Here is a 21175-nt window from a genome sequence, read left to right on the forward strand (position 1 = left end):
GCATCACAAACCGCGGTACCAGCCGGGGAAAACCATGACCGACCGGTGGGCCAAGGCATCGGCCCAGGCAGCGGCACGGGGCGATGCCGGGAATCGGCGCCTGAACCAGCGGTGGAATACCCTGGCCAGCCACAAGAAGAAGCACACCGTCGCGTGCACCGCGATTGCCCGTGAACTTGCCGGTTGGTGCTGGTCATTGGCCGTGATGGACGAATAATTCTGCAAGACTCGCCTCTCATATCATGCCAAGTGGAGCATGCAGCGTGAAGAGCGCATCAGCGGAAGGCCTATGAGCAGCATCCCAAGAGGTGCCACGCTCGATCCTAGACAAGCTGGTTGCTCTCGCCGAAACAGGGTCATGCGGTAACCAACCCGCGTATGTCAGACTGACCACGCGTCACCAAGACACGCCGCACCACCGGGTCGATCAGGGAGGTGAAAAGCACCCGCTCGGCAATCCAGCCGAGCGGGTGCTAACCCATGCCTACTTGACAATTACGGGCACATATCAGGCATGGCAGCTAGGTGATCCCGCCGCACCTATTTCGCGCTCCAGCCGCCATCCATGGTGTAGGACGCTCCGGTCACCATGCCCGCGGCATCCGCACTGAGCCAGGCCGCCAGCGAAGCGACTTCCTCTGGCTCAACCAGGCGCTTGATGGCCGATTCGGCAAGCATGATCTTCTGGATGACATCCGACTCGTCAATGCCATGCGAATTCGCTTGATCGGCAATCTGCCGCTCCACCAATGGGGTACGCACATAGCCCGGGTTGATGCAGTTGCTGGTGATCCCATAGTCGGCACCTTCCAATGCAGTGACCTTCGACAGTCCCTCCAACCCGTGCTTGGCCGCAACGTAGGCGCTCTTGAACGCGCTGGCCCGGAGCCCGTGGATCGAAGAAATATTGATGATGCGGCCGAAGCCGCGCTCGCGCATGCCGGGCAGTGCTGCCCGGATCAACAGGAACGGCGACTCCAGCATGAGCCGATGGATCAGCCTCCAGGCTTCGGGGTCGTACTCATGGATTGGAGCCACCCTTTGCACGCCGGCGTTGTTAATCAGGATGTCGGTATCCACGCTGAGATCTTCCAACGACGCGGTATCCGAAAGATCCACAGCCCATGCTTTTCCGCCGAGCTCGCGGGCCGCTTCTTCAGCGGCCTGTTCATTGAGGTCGGCAATCGTCACGGTGGCACCGGCGCGGGCAAATGCCCGAGCACTGGCCAAGCCTATGCCGGAGGCGCCACCGGTAACCAAGGCGCGGCGCCCCTTCAGACCCTGAGGCCATGGGCCAATTTGTTCCGCCATTGCGCTCATCCTCTGCTCGGCTCCCCTGCGGCTTCCAGTTGCGATGCCCGCAGCTTCGCGCAGGTCTCTGTGATTCAAACTAGGCTCCGCCAGGAGTCCGGTCAACGGCATTTGCTGTGCAGATTCCGCAGGTCAATGTGCAAGCATGCACAGCGGCTTCTGCCGGTTGCCCGTTTGCTGTGCGCTGGAAGCTAAGCTGGCTCTCGAAGGCTATTTTCACTTCCAAGAGCCAAGGACATGGTAGGCAATGACGACTTCCCCGATACCTGCGACTCCCGCCGAGGTCCCGATCCGCAAAGCGGCCAGTGTTTTGCTGCTGCGCGAGGCAGCTGGCGGGTTTGAGGTTTTCGTCCAGCATCGCGTGAACACCATGGACTTCGCAGCCGGCATGGTGGTTTATCCCGGCGGCCGCGTTGATGCCCAAGACGGCCAAGCGGTGGCGGCAGGAGAGCTGGATCCCGCCTTGCTCAGCGAGCACGCCCGGCAATGGGCGCGCACCTCGATCCTTGGGGAAGGGCCAGATCGCGCGGAGCATCTGGCCGGCGAAATCCTGGCCGCAGCACGTCGTGAAGTCTTCGAGGAGACAGGGCTGCTGCTGGATCCTGGCCAACTGCGCCCCTGGGCCAATTGGGTCACCCCAGCCGGTTTCCCGCGGCGGTTCAATACGTACTTCTTTGTCGCGGCCTTGCGCGCCGGCCAGGAACCGGTCCACCAGACCACCGAAGCGGTGATCTCCACATGGATCAGCCCCCAGGAGCTCTTCGCTTCCCTGGAACGCGGCGAGATTAAAATGATGCGCCCTACCCAGCGCACCTTGCGGGATGCGATGGAGCAGGGCAGCATCGAGCAGATCATTGCCAGCGAGCCAGCCATCTCATCGGTTCATCCGGATCCCCGCGATTCCCTCTCGGGAAACGCTGTGCGGAATTCGGAAAAGCAGTTCAACGCCTGATTACCACCGGTCAGGATTCCAGCAGCGTGCGTCCGACGATGAGCGACATGATCTCGTTGGTGCCTTCCAGGATCTGGTGCACGCGCAGATCCCGGGTGATCTTCTCCATCCCGTAGTCCGCGAGGTAGCCGTAGCCGCCGTGCAGCTGGATAGCGCTGTTGGCGGCGTTGAACCCGGCGTCCGTGGCCATCTTCTTGGCCATCGCGCAGAGGCGGACGCGGTCCGGGCTCTTCGCGTCCAGTGCGGCGGCGGCACGGCGCAGCAAGGAGCGGGCGGCTTCCAGCTCCATGTCCATTTCGGCCAGCTTGAAGACCAGCGCTTCCTGCCTGGTCAGCGGTCCGCCGAAGGCCTGGCGCTCCTTCAAATACAGCGCCGACTTCTCCAGCGCGCTCTGCCCGCCACCCAGCGAGCAGGCCCCGATGTTCAGGCGGCCGCCATTGAGCGCCTGCATGGCCATGGAGAATCCTTGGCCTTCCTCGCCCAGCAGGTTGGCGGCGGGAATGCGCACGCCTTCCATGATCACCTGGCGAGTGGGCTGCGCCTTCCAGCCCATCTTCTTTTCGTTCGGCCCGAAGCTCAGGCCCTCGGCATCGCCGGGAACCAGGAAGGCGCTGATGCCGCGCGAACCGGTATCAGCGGTACGGGCCATGACGATGTAGAGCGCCGAGCTTCCAGCTCCCGAGATGAATTGCTTGACGCCGCTGAGCACATACTCGTCACCGTCCTTGCGGGCACGGGTTGACAGGGCCGCCGCATCGGAGCCGACTCCGGGCTCGGTCAGGCAGTAGGAGCCCAGGTCGTCCATGGCGGTCATCGATGGCAGCCATTTGGCGCGCTGCGCGTCGTTGCCGAAGGTGTCGACCATCCACACGACCATGTTGTGGATGGAAATGTAGGCGGCCAAGGTCGGGTCGGCCTTGGCGAGTTCCTCGAAGACCAGCACCGCATCGCTGCGGCTCAGACCGGATCCGCCATGATCTTCTGAAACATAGATTCCGCCCATGCCCAGCTGTCCGGCTTCGGCCAGCACATCCACCGGGAAGTGCTGTTCCTGGTCCCATTTCAGGGCATTGGGAGCAATCCTGGTCTCGGCGAAATCATGGACCATCTCGATCAACGACTTCTGGTCTTCGCTTACTTCAAACAACACCGGCTCCTTTGCCTGCACCTTGCGCCTTTGACCTCAGTCTATGTGACGCAAGATACAATGAGGGCCAATAGGATCAGTTCCGAAGCATTCATTTCGAAAGAGTTGGGCTAACCGCATGCAAATCCGGACAAGCACCGCCGGGGATTGGCCTGGGATCTTCGGCTTCTACCGCAAAATCATGGATGAGGGGCAGACCTACGCCTTCCCCCAGGGCCAAACCCTTGAAGAAGCCCGCCCCTGGTGGATGGAGACGCTACCAGGGCAAACGGTCGTTGCCGTGGCAGATGGCAGGATCATAGGCTCGGCCAAGATGGGGCCAAACAAGCCCGGACGGGGAGCCCACATAGCCACCGCGTCCTTCCTGGTCGATCCGGAATGCCGCAATCGCGGCGTGGGACGAGCACTGGGCGAATACGTGATCGACTGGGCCCGGCAGGAAAATTATCACGGTATCCAGTTCAATGCGGTCGTCGAGACCAATGAGGCTGCAGTGCGTCTATGGCAATCGCTGGGCTTCAAGATCCTGGGCACCATTCCGGGCGCCTTCAACCATCCGACCAAGGGGCTGGTGGGCCAGCACTTCATGTTCCTGCCGCTGCGTCCTGCTGCTCCACCTGGCCATTAGCCGCGCGCGTCGAACCGCTCACGGGCAGCGAGCACTTTGGGCACATGCTCCTCGGACCACAGGCGCAGGATTTCCATGGGTTCCAGGATCCCGCGTCCCAAATCAGTCAGCTCGTAGTCGACCCGCACCGGCACCTGGGCATATACGGTGCGCTGCACCAGCCCGTCGCGCTCCAGGTTGCGCAGGGTATTGGTGAGCACTTTCGGGGTGACCGCGCCGATGCGCTGGCGTAATGCGGAGAAACGTTGCGGGCCGCCAGCCAGGGACAAGAGGACCAGCGGAGTCCATTTATCGCCTAGGCGCTGCATGATTTCACGTGAAGGGCATTGCTGCACGAACACGTCAAAAGAGCCATGGCTATCCATGAGGAAACCTAGTTTCGTTGTAGTGGGCGGTATCTAAAAGATACCATTGTGCCGGACCCAATTTCCCAAGGAAAGAGAACACCATGAAGATTGCAGTTTACGGAGCTACCGGCATGGTCGGCTCGGAAGTCGTTGCCGAAGCCATTTCACGCGGCCATGAGGTCACCTCGGTCTCCCGTTCGGGCAAGGGAATCGACGGAACCACCACCGTGGCCGCCGAGCTGGGCGACGGGGCAACCTACCGCGACCTGGGAAAGAACAACGACGTGCTCGTCATTGCCGTACCGCCATCGCGCACCGGTGGCGACCACCAGGAATACCTGGATGCCTTCGAGCAGATCACCGAAACCCTGGTCCCAGCCCGCCTGCTGGTTGTCGGCGGCGCCGGCGCTACCGAGGTAGACGGCGTCCGCCTGGTCGACACCCCGGGCTTCCCGGAGGAATACAAGGCCGAAGCCACCACCTGCGCCGAGGTCTACGACATGTTCACCTCGGTTTCCGGCATCACCTGGACCGTCGCGGCTCCAGCCCCGGTGATCATGCCTGCACGCCGCACCGGCAGCTACATCCTGGGCACCGATTCGCCAGCAGGCGACTTCGTTTCCTCCCAGGACTTCGCCGTGGCGATCCTCGATGAAATCGAAAGCCCGGTCCACCAGAACCGCCGCATGACCGTGGCCAGCGAAAAGTAGATCCCCTCGAGGATCTCCGCTAGCCAGGTTTCGTCGGATCGGAGCGATTCGCTCCGATCTGACGAATGCGTTCCGGATGGCTAGAGTTGGTTTGGTCATCACCACTAGTTCATCGAGGTAAGCCCTTCCCCATGCAACGAAACTCGCGCGCGTCCAGGATCCTTGGCTGCGCTATCGCGCTCCCGCTCCTTGGATCCCTTCTAGCCAGCTGCTCGGCAGGTGCAGGACCCGATTCCCCCGCAGAGGAGGCGAAGCCGGTTGCCGGCGGCACCCTGGTCTATGCTTCGGGCGACGCCGAGCCGGCCTGCCTGGATCCGCATGTGGGCGGCAACTACCCGCAAGCCCTGGTAGCAAGCCAGTACCTCGAATCCCTGTTCACCAAGGATGCGGACGGGAAGATCATCCCGTGGCTGGCCGAAAGCACCGAAGTTTCCGAGGACGGCCTGACTCGCACCATCACCCTGCGCGATGGGATTTCCTTCACCGACGGCACGAAGCTCACCGCCAAAGCCATCGAAGCCAACATCGAGCACCTGAAGGATCCGAATACCGCGTCCTCCACCGGCTACCTGGCCGTGGGCAAGGTCGTGGATATCGAGATCGCCGATGAGCTCACCGCCAAGCTGACGCTCTCCGCCCCGGATAACGCGCTGCTCGAATCGCTGTCCATGCCATGGACCGCCATCGAATCCCCCAAGGCGCTGGAACGCGACCAGGCGACCAACTGCGCCTCACCGGTAGGCACCGGCCCGTTCAAGGTCGAATCCTGGGAGCACCAGAAGGCCGTGAACCTGGTCCGCAACGAAGACTACGTGCCGCCGGTCAAGAACGCGGAGCGCTCCGATTCCAAGGCCTATCTGGAGGCCATCACCTGGCGCTTCATCCCTGAGGCCGCCACCCGCTACGCAGCCCTGGTCTCGGGCGAAGTCGATGTCATCGACAACGCGCAGCCGGACACCATCGCCAAGGCAAAGCAGGACGGCTCGCTGGGCCATCTGGACGCTCCGCGCCCGGGTGCTTCCAACCGCCTGGAGCTGAACAGCTCCAAGGCGCCATTCGATGACCAGCGCGTTCGCGAGGCGTTCATCCGCTCCGTGGATGCCAGCGCCGGCGTCAAGGCCCTCTATTTCGGCACCACCGAGCGCAGCTACTCGCTGCTGTCTTCAGCCGAACCGCTGGGCTACTCCGATGAATCGCTGTTCACCACCGACGTTGCCAAGGCCAACGCGCTGCTCGATGAAGCAGGCTGGAGCGAACGCGACGCCGAAGGCTACCGCGTGAAGAACGGCAAGCGCCTGTCGCTGGTCTTCCCGGTCTCCACCAACCAATCGGTTCCTGCCGAGCAGTCCCTGTTCGAGCAGTTCCAGGCCCAGGCCAAGGCCGTGGGCTTCGACGTGAAGATCCAGCTGCTGGACCTGTCCAGCTGGTACGGCGCCCTGGCCAAGCACGATTACAATCTGGTCTCGGCTCCCTACACCAAGGTCGGCCCGTCGGTGCTGCGCATCCTGTACCACTCCGACTCGACCGTCCCGGCGCCATCGGGCTACTTCGCCAACAACGCGCAGGTGAAGAACGAGAAGCTCGATGGGATCCTGGCCCAGGCCGAAGAGGCCAACGATGAAGCCCAGCGCGCTGCGCTGTACGAGCAGGCCCAGAAGCTGGTCCTGGAGGGCTACTACGTGCTGCCGCTCTACGACCAGCAGAACCACTTCCTCTACGGCAAGAACGTGCACGGCATCGGCGCCACCACCGCGGTGTCCTCGCCGGTCTACTACGACACCTTCATCACCAAGTAGCACCCCATGGGCACGATTGCTTGGGCCGGGCGCAAGATCGGCGGCGCGCTGGTGGTGCTGTGGCTGGTGGCCACCGCCATCTTCATCGCCATCCGGCTGATCCCCGGCGACCCGGCCGAAGCAATCATGGGCGGCCCCGGTTCCCAGGCCTCGGCCGAAGCGCTGGCCGCGGCCCGCGCCGAGTACGGACTGGACCTGCCGCTCATCTCCCAGTACCTGATGTACCTGGGCAAGCTGGCCACCTTGGACTTCGGCACCTCCTATTCGCTCAAGCAGCCGGTCGCCGGCATCATGGGCGATCTCCTGCCCAATACCCTCTGGCTTGCGCTACTGGCCCTGGCGGCCGCCTGGGTGCTGGCCTTGGGCTTCGCGGCATCGGCCATGCGGGCCAACCGCTTTGGCGCCTGGCTGGGAAATATCGTGGAGATCATTGCCGCCGCCGTGCCGCACTTCTGGCTCGGCGCGGTGCTGATCATGCTCTTCTCCTCGATGCTCGGCTGGCTGCCGGCCGTGGATAACGGCACCGCCCAGGATTTGGTACTTCCCGTGCTGACCTTGGCATTGCCGCTGGCCGGGTTCCTCACCCAGCTGATGCGCGATTCGCTGAGCGCAGCCCTGGGCAGCCAGTTCGCGCTGGCCGCGCGTGCCCGTGGCGAAAGCCGGCTGGCGGTCTTCTGGCACCATGGCTTGCGCCATGCCGCCTTGCCTGCCCTGGGCCTGACCGGCTGGGCTTTCTCCTCGCTGCTTTCCGGCGCGGTGGTGGTCGAGGCGATCTTCGCCCGTCCGGGCCTGGGGCGCTCGCTGCTTTCTGCGGTGCTGGCCCGCGACATCCCGATGGTCACCGGGATCGCGCTCTTCTCTGCACTGGTCTACATCGTGGTCATGGCGATCACCGAAGGCATCGAACGAGCCATCAATCCGGCAGGGGCGAGCTCATGAGCCGCACCGCAAAAATCTTCGCCGCCGCATTCATCGCCTTGTGGATGCTCATCGCGCTGGTTCCTTCGGTGCTGGCCCCGGGCGATCCATTGGCCATCAACCCGGCCGAGGCATTCAGCAAACCCGGCGCCGCGCATTTCTTCGGAACCGACGAATCGGGCCGCGACATCTATACCCGTGTCATCCATGGTGCCCGCGACTCGTTGGCTATCGGCCTGGCGGCCACAGGATTGGGCATGGGATTGGCCATCGTCTTGGGCACAGTTGCGGCATTGTCCCCGCGCTGGCTCGACGAGATCATCCTGCGCGTGCTCGAAGCGCTCTACGCGATTCCGTCCTTGCTGATGGCACTGCTGATCATTGCCTTCACCGGCCCCGGTGTCGGGCCGGCCATCGTCGCGGTGGGCCTGTCCACCGCACCGGGATATGCCCGGCTGGTGCGCAGCCAGATCCGCACGCTGAAGAGTTCGGAAATGCTGGAGGCAGCCACCGTGCTGGGCCGCGGCTCGTGGCTGCTGGTCCGCAACCATTTGGTTCCCAACGCCCTCAAGCCCCTGCTGGCTCTGGTGACCTTGGGGATCGGCCAAGCCGTGATCTGGGCTGCTGCCCTGTCCTTCCTGGGCTTGGGCACTCCCCCGCCAGCGCCCGAATGGGGTGCCATGCTTTCGGCCGGGCGCACCTACCTGCACTTCGCGTGGTGGATGAGCTTGTTCCCCGGCTTGGCGATAGTTGTCGTGGCCGCAGGCGCCACGCTGATTGGCCGCGCGCTGGGCGGAAGGGCAAGGACAGCATGAACGAGCAAGCACTGATTACGGTCAAGGACCTTTCGGTCCGTTTCGGTTCCGCCGTGGCGGTGAAGAACATTTCCTTCACCGTAAAGGCCGGACGTTGCCTCGCATTGGTCGGCGAATCCGGGTCGGGCAAATCCGTCACCGCCCGCAGCCTGCTTGGCCTCTCCGGCGGCACGATCAGCGCCGCCGAGCTAGCTGTCTGCGGGCAGGACGCCTTGGAGCTCGCCGACCGCGGCTGGCAGCAGATCCGCGGGAATTCGGTGTCCATGATCTTGCAGGATGCGCTGATGGCGCTCGATCCGCTGCGCCCGGTGGGCCGGGAAATCGGTGATGCGCTCAAGGCGCACGGCAAGATGTCCAAATCCGAACGCCAGCAGCGAGTGCTCCAGGTGCTGGAATCCGTGCGCATGCCCGAGCCCGGGCGCCGTGCCAAGCAGCGTTCCACCGAGCTCTCTGGCGGCATGCGCCAGCGTGCCCTGATTGCCCAGGCCCTGGCCGGCAACCCGCAGGTAGTCATCGCCGATGAGGCAACCACCGCCTTGGACTCGGCGCTGACAGCACTGGTCCTTTCGCAGCTGCGCGAGCTCAAGGAGCAGGGCCGCGGCGTGCTGATGATCAGCCACGATCTGGCCCAGGTAGCGCATTTGGCCGACGACATTGCGGTGATGCGCAACGGTGCAATCGTTGAGGCCGGCAGCACCGGGCAGATCCTGGGCGACCCGCAGCACGAGTACACCCGCCAATTGCTGCGGGCCGTGCCTTCGGGGATACCGCGCTTCGCCCCGTTGTCGGCAGCCAGCAAGCCGTTGACGGCACCACCGCCAGAAGCACCCGCCACTACTGCCCCCGCGTTATCAGTCACGCAGCTGTCCAAAACGTTCGGCAAGCACCAGGCCGTGGATGCGATCAGTTTCGAACTGCCCCGGGGCAAGACCCTGGGCGTTGTCGGCGAATCCGGGTCCGGGAAGACCACCACCGCGCGCATGGTGCTGGGCTTGCAGAAGCCTGATGCAGGCAACGTCAAGCTGCTCGGCGAGCACTTTGCCCCGGCCCTCGAATCCCAGCGCCGAAAGCTGCGCGAACAAATGGGTGCGATCTACCAGAACCCGTTGGGGTCTTTCGATCCGCGCTATTCGGTGGGGCAGCTGCTGGCCGATGCGCTGAGCCGCGGCAAGTCCAAGCGCGCAGCCGAGTACCGCAAGCCGGCGGCTGAACTGCTCGAACAAGTCGAGCTGTCCACCGAATTGCTGGGCCGCAACCCGCGCGAGCTTTCCGGCGGGCAGCGCCAGCGCTTGGCGATTGCCCGTGCGCTAGCGCCCAAGCCGCAGGTGCTAGTCCTTGACGAGCCGGTCTCGGCCTTGGATGTATCAATCCAAGCCACGGTGCTGGACCTGCTGGATCGGATCCAGCTGGACACCGGAACCAGCTACCTGTTCATCAGCCATGACCTGTCGGTGATCGAGCACATGAGCGACTCCGTTGCAGTGATGCATGAAGGCAAGATCATCGAGCAGGGCTCTACTGGCCAGGTCTTCAGCGCCCCGCAGCACGATTACACGAAACTGCTGCTCTCGGCGATGCCGCGGTTGCGCTAGACCAGATCGACCATCTGGTCCTTGACCTGCTTGCGCAGGATCTTGCCCAGCAGCGAGCGCGGCATCTCATCGATCTGCACGATGCGCTTAGGCACCTTGTAGGCGGCCAGCAGCTCGCGGCAGTGGGCGCGCAGCGCGTCCTCGTTCAGCCCGCAGCCCTCTTCGAGCTGCACCGCGGCAACCACCATTTCGCCGCCGCGGGCCAACGGCTTTCCGAAGACCGCGGCATCGGCCACGTCAGCGTGCTGGCGCAGGGCGATCTCGACCTCAGTCGGTGAAACGTTGAAGCCGCCGGTGATGATCAGCTCCTTGGCGCGGTCCACCACCTGGGCGAAGCCGTCCTCGTCGACGGTGACCACATCGCCCGAACGCAGCCAGCCGTCCTCGGTTTTGGCCTTGGCCGTTTCCTCCGGGTTGTTCCAGTAGCCCTGGAACACCTGCGGGCCCTTGATCAGCAATTCGCCCGGTTCTCCCTGGGCCACTTCCCGGCTCGGGTCCTCCACGTCCACGACCTTCATCAGTGTCGAGGGGAAGGGCACGCCGATGGTGCCGGTGCGGCGGCTGGGGTAGAACGGGTTGCCCAAGGCCACCGGCGAGGACTCGGTCATGCCGTAGCCTTCTACCAGCAGGCCGCCGGACATCGATTCCCACAGCTCCACCACATGGTCGGGCAGGTTCATCGCCCCGGAGATGCAGTACTTGGCGCTCTTCAGCGAGACGCCGCGCTCCTTGGCCGCCAGGGCGGTGCGCTCGTAGATCGGCGGCACCGCGCAGTACACGGTGGCCGGGGACTTCTTCCAGGCATCCAGGATCATCTGCGGATCGAACTTCGGGAAGAGCACCAGCAGGCCCTGCTTCTTCACGCCGAAGGTCAGGTACAGGGTCATGCCGAAGGCATGGAACATCGGCAGGATCGCGTAGAGGATTTCCTCGCGCTCCTGCGCCCCGAGCATCCAGGCCTCGCCCTGCAAGGCGTTGGAATAGAGGTTGAAGTGGGTGAGCATGGCGCCCTTGGGGTGGCCGGTGGTCCCCGAGGTGTACTGGATGACCGCCAGGTCATCGACATCCGGATGCGGGTGGTTGGCATCCAATTGCGCGCCGGAGAGCAGGTCCTTCCATGCCACGGTGCCCGAGGTGCGGGCCGTGAGCGACGCCTTGGTCTCGCGCAGCTTCTTGACCGGCAGGTTCAGCGCCAGGCGCTTGACCGCGGGGAAGGCTTCGAGCAGGTTGACCGAGACGATCGAGTCGAGCTGGACGTCCTTGGGGAATTCCTGGACGTTGGCCACGACCTTGTCCCAGGCAATCGCGATGCGCGCCTGGTGGTCCTCGAACTGGTGGCGCAGTTCGCGCGAGGTGTACAGCGGGTTGTGCTCCACCACGACGGCGCCAAGGCGCAGGATCGCGTAGAAGGCGATCACGTGCTGCGGGCAGTTGGGCAGGATCAGCGCAACGCGGTCGCCGGCACGCACGCCGAGCTTGCGCAGGCCCTCGGCGGCCTTGGCTACCTGCGCGCCCAGATCGGCGTAGCTGGTGCGGCGGCCGAAGAATTCGGTCGCCGGGCTATCGCCGGCTTCACGCACGGAGCGCTCGAACATGCGGCTGAGCGGTTCGGTGGGCAGCTCGATTTCGGCCGGGACTCCCGGCTGGTAATTTGCCACCCATGCGGGCGCAGCACTATTTTCCATACCTCCAATCATGCCCTGTTACGGGACATGGCGCGATTCCAGGTCTTCCCGGGTGCAAACGACGCGCTGCAGGTGGCGGATCCGCCCGCTGGCGTCAATGCCCCGGCACCGCACAGCTGGGATTTTCCTGCGAACACCCGGAGCAGGGCAGCGATCGGCGATAGCGTGTGCGTGATTGCACGGCTACGCAACTACCGGGAGGCATCCATGCCAGCACGCCGAAGCAAACGGCTTCCCATCACGCGCCGGCGCGCGGGAACCGGCTTCTTCTACCTGGAAGGGGCACGCACGGTGAAGGACCAGCACCTGCTGGATCGGATCAGGCAATTGTCGATCCCGCCGGCATGGAAACAGGTCCAGATCGCGGCCAGTGCGCGGGCCAAGGTCCAAGCTCGCGGAATCGATGCGGCAGGACGCACCCAGATGATCTACCACCCCGATTTCCGCGAGCGGCAGGATGCCGCCAAATTCGACCGGTTGCCGGCGTTCGGCCGCGCACTGCCCAATCTCCGCCGCCAGCTGCTGCGGGATCTGCGCCGGGGAAGAAACGACAAGGACAGGGTCACTGCGGCCGTGGTCCTGCTGCTGGATCTGCACCTGCTGCGCATCGGCACGCACGCCTACTCGCGCGCCAACCAATCGTTCGGGGCCGCTTCGCTGCGAGCCAAGCATCTGGAGGTCCAAGGGCATTGCGCCACCCTCGAGTTTCCCGGCAAGAGCGGCCAGCAGCAGCATGTGAAAATCAGGAGCCGGCGACTGGCACGAGTACTGGTCCAATTGCGCGATCAGCCGGGCTACGAGCTTTTCCGCTACCTGGATGACGATGGGCACTCGCACCTGCTCCAGCCTGCCCAAATCAACCAGTACCTCGAGGAGCACCTGGGTAGCGGATTCACCGCCAAGGACTTCAGGACCTGGGGCGGGAGCTTGGCGGCTTTCAGGGCACTGATCGAGGCTCCCGCCTCGGCCATGGCTGCCGATGACGCCAGGAATCTGCGCAAGCTGGCCATCGAGCAGGCCGCCGGAAAACTGGGCAATACTCCCGAAATCGCGGCCGGCTCCTATATCGATCCCCGTGTGCTGGAGCTGGCGGACGATCCGGAAAAATTGGCGGCGCTGCGCCGTTCCAAACGGCAGCTGGGGACCAAGAACCATTTGGATCCGGCTTCGCGCTGCCTGCTGCGGTTCCTCGAAAGGGCCAGCTAGGTTCAGAATCTAGAAGTTCAGTCCGCGGGCCGCTACATCCCATACCTCGCTGGTGCCGTCCTCATGCACTGCCAGCACGTTGTCGACCAGGTTCACCGCGACGCAGACATGGTTCGGGATGACGTGGAGCTGCTCGCCGTGGGCCGGCAGGTCCAAGTGCTCGGGCCACAGCACGGTGGCGTGATGCTCCGATAGTGCGCTGATGCGGGCTTCAGGGCACTGGGCGATGCGCCCGTATCCGGTGGCCCAGGCCGGGCGGTCGCTTCCGAGCACCTTGCTGCCGGCGTCCAGCACGATGCGCCGGGGAATCTGCCCATCGCCTTCATGGCGGCTGATCACGGTGGAGGCGACGGTCAGGGAAATATCCTCCCAGCGCACGCGCCCCAGCTCGAACTGCTGCGCATCGCCGAAGACGTACACCCCTGGACGCACCTCGGTCAGCACCGAGTTGTCGCTCAGTTCGGCGGTCGGGGTGGAGCCCCCGCTGATGCGCTTGATGGCATGCCCGGCCTCGCGCAGCAGGCACGCCGCTTCGGCCAGGGCCTTGTGCTCATCGTTGAGTGCCGCGTCGATGCCGTCCGGCGAGTAGCTGTGGCCGGGGAAGGTGAAGATCCCATGCACGCGCATGCCTGCCGCACGGGCGGCATCGGCTATTTCCACCGCGCCTTGCGGGCTGGTGCCGCTCCGATGATGGCCACTGTCGATCTCGATGACGAGCTTGATCTTGGAGGCCTTCTCCCCCAGCATCCTGGCCATCTGCTGCACGGCCTGGACAGAGTCCGTGCCGATGCTCAGCTTGGCACGGCGCATCAGCTCCAGGATGCGTGCCGCCTGGGATCCATTGACCCACAAAGGGTAGGCGATGAAGATCTTCGCGACCCCGTGCAGCGCAAACGCGAGGGCTTCGCCGACGGTTGCCACGGTGAGTCCGGCGGCACCGGCGTCCATCTGGCGTTCGGCGATTTCATGCATCTTGTGCGTCTTGGCATGCGGGCGCAGTTTCAGGCCCTGGCTCGCCACCCGGTGGGCCACCCGGTCAATGTTCTGCTGGAGCTTCGCTACGTCAACGATGACCTGCGGGGTGTTGATTCCGGCCGGGATAGTGCCCAAATTTTCCGTCCTTCTGCACTTGGCTGCGTCACGGGGAATCCTGGAAATAGGCATTCCCGCCGATCTGAAAGATTACCGCAGGAAGCTTTGTACAGGGGAAGGAAAAACTAGCGTGGCAGCGTGCTTGACCGGGCCGACAGCTTGGTGGACAACTCATGCGCGTGGTGCAGCAGCAGGTTGCCCAGCTCTTCGCGGCGGTCCGCTTCAAAGCGCGTGTGGATCCCGGTCAGGCTCAGTGCCCAGGCAGGCTGTCCCGAGTTGTCGAAAACCGCAGCGCCCATGCCCCAGCTGCCCTCGACGATCAAGCCGGGGTTGACCGAATAGCCCAGCTGGCGGGTTTCGGCGACCTTTTTGCGCAGCTCTTCGCGCGAATGCGCCGGCCCATATCCTGGCTCTAGATCGGCATCGCGCAGGTAGCGCTCAATGCCCTGTTCAGGCAGGAAAGCAAGGATCGCGATTCCGGCCGAAGCGACTCCCAGCGGGAAGCGCCGTCCTTCATACAGCACGAACGAGCGGATGGGAAAGGCTCCATCCTGGCGCAGCAAGCACACGGTTTCGTCCCCTCGCCGCGCCGAGAGGAACGCACTTTCCCCGGTCGCCTCGGCCAGCGCGGCAACATGCTCGCGGGCCAGTTCGCTGATGTCGTAGCGCTCGGCTGCCACCGCTCCCATGAGGTAGAGCTCGGGGCCAAGCAGCCAGCGGCCGGTGCGATGATCGTGGTCGCAGAATCCTTCGGTGGCCAACGCGCTGAGCAGGCGATGCACGGTGGGCCGGGCCAAACCGGTGCTCCGGGCAGTTTGCGTCGTGGTGATGCCCTCGGGCATTGCTGTGCTCACGGTGCGAAGCACGGCGGCCAGCCGCCCTACGACTTGGGTTCCAGCCGGGGAATTGCTCATGACCACATTATGGACGATCGGTTCCGGGCCGGATAATTCCCGCTTCATACTTTGTCGCCGTACCCCTGTTGCTATCGAGCTGGTCGGCGGATAATTCAGCACATGGAAAATACATGGCAAATCGTCATCGACTGCGCCCGCCCGCAAGCAATGGTCCGGTTCTGGGCCGAAGCCTTGCGCTACGTTCCCGAGCCCGCCCCGGAGGGGCATCCCACGTGGCGCGCCTACTGGCAGTCCATGGGCGTGCCGGATGATGAATTGCCGCCCGGAACCGGTGATGAACCGGAGTCGCTGGTCGATCCGCAACGTGGTGGGCCGAGGATTTGGTTCCAGCAGGTACCGGAGGCCAAGAGCATCAAGAATCGCCTGCATCTGGACTTGCTGGTCAGCGGCGGCCGCGGCGTTCGCTTCGAGGAACGCAGGCAAATCATCACCGACGAGGCAGAGCGCCTGATGGCCCTGGGGGCCAAAGTCCGCACCGTTCACGACATGCCAGAGATGGGCCATTTCGCTATCTGCATGTTCGATATCGAAGGCAATGAGTTCGACATCGTCTAGCCCTCTCAGCTATGTCCATAATATGGACCGCTTGGCCGTTCCTCCTCACCATCCGACCAGTTACCCGTCAATGCACCGGGTCTATTGCATGCTCACCTGCGACTACGTACGTTAGAGGATAAGCAGATCCGCGCTCCACATAGTGGACACATGGAGGAATCGATGACAACGAAGTTTCGGGATGACGCAGCCGCCGCCTTGGCTGCCGTCGTCAAGGATGGCATGACCATCGCAGTAGGCGGTTTCGGCCTCTCCGGCATCCCCAACCGCCTGATCACCGCACTGCGGGATTCGAAGGCAACCAACCTGACCATCGTGTCAAACAACATGGGCGTAGACGGCAAAGGGCTGGGCATCCTGCTGGAAAATAAGCAGGTCTCCAAGGTCCTGGCCTCCTACGTCGGGGAGAACAAGCTGTTCGCACAGCAGTTCCTCGATGGGGACCTGGAAGTTGAATTCTGCCCGCAGGGCACCTTGGCCGAGCGCTTGCGCGCTGGCGGGGTGGGCATTCCCGCCTTCTTCACCCCCACCGGCGTGGGAACTCCGATCGCCGAAGGCAAGGAATTCATGGAATTCAACGGCAAGCCAGCGATCCTCGAGCGTGGCATCTTTGCCGATATCGCACTGGTCAAGGCGCACCAGGCCGACGCCGAAGGCAACCTGCGCTACCGGATGACCTCGAAGAACTTCAACCCGCTGGCCGCCATGTCCGGCCGCCATACCTTCGCCGAAGCCGAGGAAATTGTCGAGGGCTATCTGGATCCGTCGCTGGTGGAGACCCCCGGCATCTTCGTGCAGACCCTGGTGCAGGCCGATGCGGTCAAGGACATTGAACAGCGCACCGTGCGCAGCCGAAAGGAGGCCTGAGCATGTGGACACGCGATGAAATGGCGGCCATTGCCGCTAGCGAATTAACCGACGGCCAGTATGTGAATCTCGGTATTGGAATCCCCACGATGGTGGCCAATAACCTGCCGGAAGGCGTTTCGGTCAAGCTGCAAAGCGAAAACGGCCTGCTGGGCATGGGTCCCTTCCCCTATGAAGGTGAAGAAGATGCGGATCTGATCAATGCAGGCAAGCAGACCGTGACCATCCTGCCCGGCGGCAGCTTCTTCGATTCGGCGACCTCCTTCGGCATGATCCGCGGCGGCCACGTCCAGACCGCGATCCTCGGCGCCCTGCAAGTGGCCGCCAACGGCGATCTGGCCAATTGGACCATCCCGGGCAAGCTGGTCAAGGGCATGGGCGGCGCCATGGACCTGGTCGCCGGCACCCCGCGCGTGATCGTTCTGACCGATCACGTGGCCAAGGACGGGACATCCAAGATTGTGGAGAAATGCGACCTGCCGCTTACGGGAGTCGGCGTGGTCAACCGCATCATCACCGACCGAGCAGTGTTTGATATAGAAAACTCGACCTTGACCCTGCGTGCAGTAGCCCCGGGTGAAAGCGTGGAAACCATCAAGGAAATCACGGCAGCAGAATTTGCCGTGGATATTGTGGAGGATCTGAAAGCATGACCGCAAAGATTGTGGGCTACGCCCGTACCCCATTCGTGAAATTCAACGGCGCCTTCGCCGCTGTTCCAGCCACCGAGCTCGGCGCCCATGCCGGCAAGGCCGCGCTGGAACGTGCCGGAGTTGATCCCAGCGAAGTCCAGCAAGTCATCGCCGGCCAGGTGCTGCAAGGTGGCGCCGGCCAGAACCCGGCCCGCCAATCCGCTGTGGGTGCCGGCATTGCGCTGGACGTTCCGGCCATCGCCGTGAATGCCGTATGCCTCTCAGGTGCCGAGGCCGTTGTGGCAGGAGCCCGCCTGATCAATAGCGGCGAGGCAGACGTTGTCCTGGCTATCGGCCAGGAATCCATGTCCCTGGCTCCGCACGTGCAGCGCGCCCGTGCCGGAACCAAGTACGGTGCCATTGAACTGATTGACACCCTGGAATACGACGGCCTGACCGATGCTGCCGAGAAGCGTTCGATGGGCGCTTCCACCGAGGAGCACAATGCCAAGTTGTCGATGACCCGCGAGGCCCAGGATACGGTCTCGGCCGCATCCCACCAGCGCGCTGCCGCGGCCCGCGATTTCGCAGCCGGCGAGATTGCGCCATTTACCATTTCCAGCCGTCGCGGCGACACCACGATCAGCGAAGATGATGGCATCCGCGAAGCAACCACCGTGGAATCCTTGGGCAAGCTGCGTCCGGCCTTTGCCAAGGAAGGCACCATTACTGCGGGCAACTCCTCTCAGATCACCGACGGCGCAGCAGCCGTGGTGCTGGCCAGCGATGCGGCCATTGAGCGCCTGGGCCTGGAGCCGCTGGCTGAAATTCTCTCGCACGCTTTCGTTGCCGGCCCGGACCGCACCCTGCACGAGCAGCCATCCAATGCCATCAGCGCAGCCCTGGAGAAGGCCGGGGCCAAAGCCCAGGACCTGAAGGCCGTCGAAATCAATGAAGCTTTCGCCGCTGTCGCGGTGCAGTCCACCAAGGCGCTGGGTCTCGATGCCTCCATCGTGAATCCGCATGGTGGCGCGATTGCCCTGGGCCACCCGATTGGCGCTTCCGGTGCACGCATCATTGGCACGTTGGCCCGCCAGCTCCACGAGATGCCGGCCGGCTCGCTGGGTGCCATCGGCATCTGCGGTGGTGGCGGCCAGGGCACCGCAGTGGTGCTGCGTTCGCTGTAGCCGCTGTCCGATTAGCCAGTGCGGTTGGGTCTTCTGGGATCCAACCGCACCGGCTTTTCCATTTACCGGTGAAGTGAAAGGCGGAACTCGCTCCTTAAGCCGCCGCATATTTCTTAACTGGACTTTGTTCTTCCACTTACTTGTTTTGTAATTGGAAGGTCATATTCCAATTGTTCGACTTTAAGTTTCCAAGAACGCCCGGATGTGACGCCATCATCGCACCATGTGAGGACTCACCTTGGAAAATACGCAATTGCCTGATGATCCAAAGGTGCCACCGGCACCTTCGGATCCATTGCCAGCGCCGGCGGCACCGGCGAACCCGTTCCAGAATGCCGGGCAGAACCGGCAGGTCAGGAAATTCACCAACGCGGTCCTGGAACTGAAGTCGCGTGCCAGCCTGGAGCTTCTTGGATTCCAAGCCGGCGCCATTGCGGCCATTGGCATCGTCCTGGCTCTTTGCTACCTGATCCCCCTGGCCTCGATGGCCAAGGAGATCGGTGGCGGCAGCTCCGCTGAATTCAACGTGGCGTCCCAGCTCAATTCCTTCAAGGCCTTCATCATGGTCTTCGGTGCCGTCCTGGGCGGCGGGCTGAAGATCACCGGATCCGGGGGCGGATTCGGCATGTTCGGCGAGCTCAGCCTCGCATTCGCCCTCGTTTCGGTCACCTCCATCGTGGCAATCTGCGCCGCGAACTACCTGATCGTGCGCAAGCTGCGTCGTGGCGCACGCAACGGCGGTTGGAAGAGCGCTGCATTGGCCTCCGGACTGCACGCGCTGGTCCTGGCATTGGTCTTCCTGGTCATTGCGCACTTCGGGAAGCTCAGCATCCAGGGTGGCGAATTCTTCTCCGCCGCGGTGTCCCCGCGATATGCAGGTGTCTTCTTCACGATTGCCTTGGCCGTTTTCTTCTCGCAGTTCCTTGCCACCGCACCCCAGCGCGCCAACGCCGGATCCCCATTGCTTACCGGCGTCCGCGAGGCCGTGGCCCTGGCCGTTTCGACCTTGGCGGCTTTCGCCTTGGTCGGCATCATTGCCGCATTCACCCAGCGTCCAGATGACATGCCCTGGAGCTTGGGCCTGATCCTGCTCCCGCTGCTGGGAACCATCGGTTCATATGTGGCAGCGTTGGGCTTCCTCGGGGCGCTGGCTCCGAATGTCTCCGGCATGGCCAGCTTCCTGGGCGAATACACCGCCGATGCCATGCCCGAATCCGTCCTGCGCATCTGGGATATCGCCGACGGCAAGGGTGCTTGGCTCCTGGTCCTGAGCGCCCTCCTGGTACTCCTGGCGGCTATCCGTATTGGCGTGCACCGTGGTCGACTGGCCGCTGGTTTCAACCTGCAGCGCGCTTGGCAGCTGCCGGTAGCGGCTTTGGTCCTGTGGATGATTCTTGCCGGGCTGACCAACATCTCCCTGGGTGGCGCCATCACCGCCAACGAGATGGGCAACATGAGCGGCAGCATGTCCTACGGCATCACCTGGTACTCGGTGATCTTCCTGGCACTCGGGGCCGCAGTTGTCTCGCTGCTGGCAGAAATCCTGCCCTTGCAGGTCTACCGCTTCGCCCCATCCCTGCTGGCAGTGATTGTCGGCAAGGACGCCGCAGCGCGATGGGTTTCCGGCCAGGCACCTGCCGTTGCTCCGGCTTCGCCGGTTGCAGCCGCACCCAGCCAGGCTGCTCCAGTTGCCGCCGCAGCCCAATCCACCCCTGCCGTGTCCGCCGACGGCCAGCCGATGGCTGGTGAACCGGCTCCGGCGCTGGCCCCGGCCTCGGAAGAGTCCAAGAAGAAGGCCAAGGCCGTTGGCTTCTCGGTTCTTGCGCTGGCAGTCATTGCCGGTCTGGGCTTCGGTGCCATCGCCTACCTGAACGGGCAGCGCAAGCCCGAAGCTGAAGTTGAGAAATACCTCGCGCTGCTTGCCGAGGGCCAGGCCGGCAAGGCGACCGAGATGGTCGACCCGGGGATCGACAACGCCTCGCGCGTCCTGCTCAGCGGCGATGTCCTGGGCAACGCCAAGCAGCGCTTGGAACTCGTTGATGTCATCGAGGAATCCAAGGGCAAGGACTCGGCCCGTGTGCGAGCGATCTACTCCATCAACGGCGAGCGCCACGAACGCTCCTTCAATGTCGACGCGGGCGACAAGGACTTCGGCCTGCTCGATACCTGGGTGCTCAATGAAGCATTGATTGTTCCGGTGGAGATCACCTCCGATAAGAGCTCGGAAGTCACTGTCGGCAAGGCCAAGGTCAAGCTGCTTGAAAGCGAGGACTACTACGGCGAGGGACGTTCCTTCACCGGCAGCTTCTACGCCTACCCGGGCATCTATGATGTCTCAGCGCCTGGCAATGAATACCTGACGAGCGAAGCGCAGGAATTGCGCGTCAACCATCCTGATTCGCAGCCGGCACAGGCGGCGCTGGTTACGACCACCACCGAGAAGCTCGACGAGCTGGTTCTGGATGAGGTCAAGAAGTTCGCTACTGCCTGCGTGACCGTTCCAACCAACCTCGATGACGGTTGCCCGAGCACCTTGCAGTCCAAGGACATCGCATCGTTCTCTGTGAAGTCGCATGCTGAAAGCGTGGCCATCGAGGAATCGGGCAGTTTCTCAAGCTCCGAGATCGTCTTCAAGTACAAGCTCAATGACACGGAGTTCATTGATTACGACGAAGAAGAGCTCACCCGCAGCTTCACGGGCAGCGTGGATTGGTACGGCGAGAAGCCCCAGGTCACCGTCGAAGGCGCATCCTGGTGGTAAGCCGCTGCTTCAGCTGCTGCTAACCCGCGCTGACTAGAACGCAAAGCCGCGGGGGGG

20 protein-coding genes are annotated in these 21175 nt (G+C 63.5%); 14 read left to right on the forward strand and 6 right to left on the reverse strand.

The features are described 5' to 3' along the window. The coding region (locus ACNPM8_RS01810; protein WP_448939185.1) for a transposase at nucleotides 1-217 on the forward strand (217 nt) is incomplete at its 5' end. Nucleotides 218-540: 323 nt separating this feature from the next. On the opposite strand, the gene ACNPM8_RS01815 is transcribed toward ACNPM8_RS01810, so the two are convergent. Continuing rightward, entirely contained in the window at nucleotides 541-1311 is a 771-nt protein-coding gene (locus ACNPM8_RS01815; RefSeq protein ID WP_448939186.1) for a 3-hydroxybutyrate dehydrogenase, read from the reverse strand. Between the two features lie 247 nt (nucleotides 1312-1558). Here ACNPM8_RS01815 and ACNPM8_RS01820 point away from each other — a divergent pair, with 247 nt between their 5' ends. Beyond that, nucleotides 1559-2263, forward strand: a complete 705-nt coding sequence (locus ACNPM8_RS01820) for an NUDIX hydrolase (protein ID WP_332727527.1) — start codon at nucleotides 1559-1561, stop codon at nucleotides 2261-2263. A gap of 10 nt (nucleotides 2264-2273) precedes the next feature. Here ACNPM8_RS01820 and ACNPM8_RS01825 read toward each other — a convergent pair whose 3' ends face one another. After that, the gene (locus tag ACNPM8_RS01825) at nucleotides 2274-3410 is read right to left on the reverse strand and encodes an acyl-CoA dehydrogenase family protein (RefSeq protein WP_332488881.1); all 1137 of its coding nucleotides are present in this window, start codon (nucleotides 3408-3410) and stop codon (nucleotides 2274-2276) included. A gap of 118 nt (nucleotides 3411-3528) precedes the next feature. Between ACNPM8_RS01825 and ACNPM8_RS01830 the strand changes: the two genes are divergently transcribed. Next, a complete protein-coding gene (locus tag ACNPM8_RS01830; RefSeq protein WP_332504326.1) occupies nucleotides 3529-4038 on the forward strand; it encodes a GNAT family N-acetyltransferase in 510 nt (169 codons plus the stop codon). On the opposite strand, the gene ACNPM8_RS01835 is transcribed toward ACNPM8_RS01830, so the two are convergent. Next, complete coding sequence (locus ACNPM8_RS01835) at nucleotides 4035-4403, reverse strand: winged helix-turn-helix transcriptional regulator (protein ID WP_105656244.1); 369 nt, start codon at nucleotides 4401-4403, stop codon at nucleotides 4035-4037. The genes ACNPM8_RS01830 and ACNPM8_RS01835 overlap by 4 nt on opposite strands. Nucleotides 4404-4486: 83 nt before the next feature. On the opposite strand from ACNPM8_RS01835, the gene ACNPM8_RS01840 reads away from it, so the two are divergent. The 5 genes from ACNPM8_RS01840 to ACNPM8_RS01860 all read left to right on the forward strand — a co-directional run bounded on the left by ACNPM8_RS01840 (nucleotide 4487) and on the right by ACNPM8_RS01860 (nucleotide 10216). Then, entirely contained in the window at nucleotides 4487-5095 is a 609-nt protein-coding gene (locus tag ACNPM8_RS01840; RefSeq protein ID WP_133834063.1) for an NAD(P)-dependent oxidoreductase, read from the forward strand. A gap of 131 nt (nucleotides 5096-5226) precedes the next feature. Continuing rightward, nucleotides 5227-6891, forward strand: coding sequence for an ABC transporter substrate-binding protein (locus tag ACNPM8_RS01845; protein ID WP_448939187.1), 1665 nt, complete (start codon nucleotides 5227-5229; stop codon nucleotides 6889-6891). A 6-nt stretch (nucleotides 6892-6897) separates the two neighbouring features. Next, nucleotides 6898-7830 carry an ABC transporter permease gene (locus tag ACNPM8_RS01850; protein WP_448939188.1) on the forward strand — a complete coding sequence of 311 codons (933 nt, stop codon included), beginning with the start codon at nucleotides 6898-6900 and terminating at the stop codon, nucleotides 7828-7830. Further along, a complete protein-coding gene (locus tag ACNPM8_RS01855) occupies nucleotides 7827-8624 on the forward strand; it encodes an ABC transporter permease (protein ID WP_448939189.1) in 798 nt (265 codons plus the stop codon). The genes ACNPM8_RS01850 and ACNPM8_RS01855 overlap by 4 nt, the downstream gene beginning before the upstream one ends. Next, on the forward strand, nucleotides 8621-10216 hold the full coding sequence (locus ACNPM8_RS01860; RefSeq protein ID WP_448939190.1) for a dipeptide ABC transporter ATP-binding protein: 1596 nt from the start codon (nucleotides 8621-8623) through the stop codon (nucleotides 10214-10216). Before ACNPM8_RS01855 ends, ACNPM8_RS01860 begins: the two co-directional genes overlap by 4 nt. Here ACNPM8_RS01860 and ACNPM8_RS01865 read toward each other — a convergent pair. Then, nucleotides 10213-11901: a long-chain-fatty-acid--CoA ligase gene (locus tag ACNPM8_RS01865; RefSeq protein WP_332730918.1), complete on the reverse strand. Its 1689-nt coding sequence runs from the start codon at nucleotides 11899-11901 to the stop codon at nucleotides 10213-10215. The two genes, ACNPM8_RS01860 and ACNPM8_RS01865, sit on opposite strands and share 4 nt — an antisense overlap. Before the next feature lie 27 nt (nucleotides 11902-11928). On the opposite strand from ACNPM8_RS01865, the gene ACNPM8_RS01870 reads away from it, so the two are divergent. Next, on the forward strand, nucleotides 11929-13107 hold the full coding sequence (locus tag ACNPM8_RS01870) for a DNA topoisomerase IB (RefSeq protein WP_448939191.1): 1179 nt from the start codon (nucleotides 11929-11931) through the stop codon (nucleotides 13105-13107). Between the two features lie 9 nt (nucleotides 13108-13116). Here ACNPM8_RS01870 and ACNPM8_RS01875 read toward each other — a convergent pair whose 3' ends face one another. Together ACNPM8_RS01875 and ACNPM8_RS01880 are read right to left on the reverse strand one after the other, a co-directional pair. Beyond that, on the reverse strand, nucleotides 13117-14217 hold the full coding sequence (locus ACNPM8_RS01875; RefSeq protein ID WP_332488865.1) for an alanine racemase: 1101 nt from the start codon (nucleotides 14215-14217) through the stop codon (nucleotides 13117-13119). A 107-nt stretch (nucleotides 14218-14324) separates the two neighbouring features. Next, complete coding sequence (locus ACNPM8_RS01880) at nucleotides 14325-15113, reverse strand: IclR family transcriptional regulator (protein WP_105656236.1); 789 nt, start codon at nucleotides 15111-15113, stop codon at nucleotides 14325-14327. A gap of 102 nt (nucleotides 15114-15215) precedes the next feature. Between ACNPM8_RS01880 and ACNPM8_RS01885 the strand changes: the two genes are divergently transcribed. The 5 genes from ACNPM8_RS01885 to ACNPM8_RS01905 all read left to right on the forward strand — a co-directional run bounded on the left by ACNPM8_RS01885 (nucleotide 15216) and on the right by ACNPM8_RS01905 (nucleotide 21118). Then, on the forward strand, nucleotides 15216-15671 hold the full coding sequence (locus ACNPM8_RS01885; protein WP_448939192.1) for a VOC family protein: 456 nt from the start codon (nucleotides 15216-15218) through the stop codon (nucleotides 15669-15671). A gap of 162 nt (nucleotides 15672-15833) precedes the next feature. Next, on the forward strand, nucleotides 15834-16538 hold the full coding sequence (locus ACNPM8_RS01890) for a CoA transferase subunit A (RefSeq protein ID WP_332727519.1): 705 nt from the start codon (nucleotides 15834-15836) through the stop codon (nucleotides 16536-16538). Between the two features lie 2 nt (nucleotides 16539-16540). Further along, complete coding sequence (locus ACNPM8_RS01895) at nucleotides 16541-17191, forward strand: CoA transferase subunit B (RefSeq protein WP_105656234.1); 651 nt, start codon at nucleotides 16541-16543, stop codon at nucleotides 17189-17191. Continuing rightward, entirely contained in the window at nucleotides 17188-18357 is a 1170-nt protein-coding gene (locus ACNPM8_RS01900; protein WP_332594983.1) for an acetyl-CoA C-acyltransferase, read from the forward strand. Before ACNPM8_RS01895 ends, ACNPM8_RS01900 begins: the two co-directional genes overlap by 4 nt. A gap of 238 nt (nucleotides 18358-18595) precedes the next feature. Continuing rightward, on the forward strand, nucleotides 18596-21118 hold the full coding sequence (locus tag ACNPM8_RS01905) for a hypothetical protein (protein ID WP_448939193.1): 2523 nt from the start codon (nucleotides 18596-18598) through the stop codon (nucleotides 21116-21118). The last annotated feature ends 57 nt before the right edge of the window (nucleotides 21119-21175 follow it).

This window comes from Glutamicibacter sp. AGC46 (assembly GCF_053543715.1).

Coding starts and splice junctions, on each gene's coding strand:
- ACNPM8_RS01865 (WP_332730918.1), bottom strand. CDS start 11,901: ATGGAAAATAGTGCTGCGCCCGCATGGGTGGCAAATTACCAGCCGGGA.
- ACNPM8_RS01850 (WP_448939188.1), top strand. CDS start 6,898: ATGGGCACGATTGCTTGGGCCGGGCGCAAGATCGGCGGCGCGCTGGTG.
- ACNPM8_RS01840 (WP_133834063.1), top strand. CDS start 4,487: ATGAAGATTGCAGTTTACGGAGCTACCGGCATGGTCGGCTCGGAAGTC.
- ACNPM8_RS01895 (WP_105656234.1), top strand. CDS start 16,541: ATGTGGACACGCGATGAAATGGCGGCCATTGCCGCTAGCGAATTAACC.
- ACNPM8_RS01855 (WP_448939189.1), top strand. CDS start 7,827: ATGAGCCGCACCGCAAAAATCTTCGCCGCCGCATTCATCGCCTTGTGG.
- ACNPM8_RS01900 (WP_332594983.1), top strand. CDS start 17,188: ATGACCGCAAAGATTGTGGGCTACGCCCGTACCCCATTCGTGAAATTC.
- ACNPM8_RS01880 (WP_105656236.1), bottom strand. CDS start 15,113: ATGAGCAATTCCCCGGCTGGAACCCAAGTCGTAGGGCGGCTGGCCGCC.
- ACNPM8_RS01830 (WP_332504326.1), top strand. CDS start 3,529: ATGCAAATCCGGACAAGCACCGCCGGGGATTGGCCTGGGATCTTCGGC.
- ACNPM8_RS01890 (WP_332727519.1), top strand. CDS start 15,834: ATGACAACGAAGTTTCGGGATGACGCAGCCGCCGCCTTGGCTGCCGTC.
- ACNPM8_RS01885 (WP_448939192.1), top strand. CDS start 15,216: ATGGAAAATACATGGCAAATCGTCATCGACTGCGCCCGCCCGCAAGCA.
- ACNPM8_RS01815 (WP_448939186.1), bottom strand. CDS start 1,311: ATGGCGGAACAAATTGGCCCATGGCCTCAGGGTCTGAAGGGGCGCCGC.
- ACNPM8_RS01835 (WP_105656244.1), bottom strand. CDS start 4,403: ATGGATAGCCATGGCTCTTTTGACGTGTTCGTGCAGCAATGCCCTTCA.
- ACNPM8_RS01860 (WP_448939190.1), top strand. CDS start 8,621: ATGAACGAGCAAGCACTGATTACGGTCAAGGACCTTTCGGTCCGTTTC.
- ACNPM8_RS01820 (WP_332727527.1), top strand. CDS start 1,559: ATGACGACTTCCCCGATACCTGCGACTCCCGCCGAGGTCCCGATCCGC.
- ACNPM8_RS01870 (WP_448939191.1), top strand. CDS start 11,929: ATGGCGCGATTCCAGGTCTTCCCGGGTGCAAACGACGCGCTGCAGGTG.
- ACNPM8_RS01845 (WP_448939187.1), top strand. CDS start 5,227: ATGCAACGAAACTCGCGCGCGTCCAGGATCCTTGGCTGCGCTATCGCG.